The 1,121-nt window shown below is 67.9% G+C and carries 1 protein-coding gene; it reads right to left on the bottom strand.

What is annotated here, in order from left to right; genetic code table 11:
• The coding region (gene tuf, locus HMPREF0731_RS21485) for an elongation factor Tu (RefSeq protein ID WP_007006350.1) at positions 1-1,121 on the bottom strand (1,121 nt) is incomplete at both ends.

The following is a 1,121-nucleotide window of genomic DNA, read 5'->3' as shown; positions in this document are numbered from 1 at the left end:
GCGCTGATCGAGGCGACGACGCCGGCGCCGACCGTGCGGCCGCCTTCGCGGATGGCGAAGCGCAGGCCCTGGTCCATGGCGATCGGCGCGATCAGCTCGACGTCCATGGCGACGTTGTCGCCCGGCATCACCATCTCGACGCCTTCCGGCAGCTGCACCACGCCCGTCACGTCGGTCGTGCGGAAGTAGAACTGCGGACGGTAGTTGGTGAAGAACGGCGTGTGGCGGCCGCCCTCTTCCTTCGTCAGGATGTACGCCTCGGCCTTGAACTTGGTGTGCGGCGTGATCGAGCCGGGCTTGGCCAGGACCTGGCCGCGCTCCACGTCCTCGCGCTTCGTGCCGCGCAGCAGGGCGCCGATGTTGTCGCCGGCCTCGCCGCTGTCCAGCAGCTTGCGGAACATCTCGACGCCGGTCACCGTCGTCTTCACCGTCGCCTTCAGGCCGACGATCTCGACTTCCTCACCGACCTTGACGATGCCGCGCTCGACGCGGCCGGTCACCACCGTGCCACGACCCGAGATCGAGAACACGTCCTCGATCGGCATCAGGAACGGCAGGTCCTTCGGGCGCTCCGGCTGCGGGATGTAGCTGTCGACCGCTTCCATCAGCTTCAGGATGGCCTGCTCGCCCAGCTCCGGGTTCTTGTCCTCCAGCGCCATCAGGGCCGAGCCCTTGACGATGGGGATGTCGTCGCCCGGGAACTGGTAGCTGGACAGGAGCTCACGCACCTCCATCTCGACCAGCTCCAGCAGGTCGGGGTCGGCCATGTCGCACTTGTTCAGGAACACCACCAGCGCCGGCACGCCGACCTGGCGGGCCAGCAGGATGTGCTCGCGGGTCTGCGGCATCGGGCCGTCGGCGGCGGACACGACCAGGATCGCGCCGTCCATCTGGGCGGCACCCGTGATCATGTTCTTCACGTAGTCGGCGTGGCCCGGGCAGTCGACATGCGCGTAGTGGCGGTTCGCCGTCTCGTACTCCACGTGCGCGGTCGAGATGGTGATGCCACGGGCGCGCTCTTCCGGCGCCTTGTCGATCTGGTCATAGGCCGTGAAGGAGGCACCGCCCGACTTCGCCAGGACCTTGGTGATCGCCGCGGTCAGCGACGTCTTGCCGTGGTC

Source organism: Pseudoroseomonas cervicalis ATCC 49957 (assembly GCF_000164635.1).
GTDB lineage: Bacteria > Pseudomonadota > Alphaproteobacteria > Acetobacterales > Acetobacteraceae > Pseudoroseomonas > Pseudoroseomonas cervicalis.
Note: the sequence above shows the minus strand (reverse complement) of the source record. Positions and strands in the feature narration are given on the sequence as shown.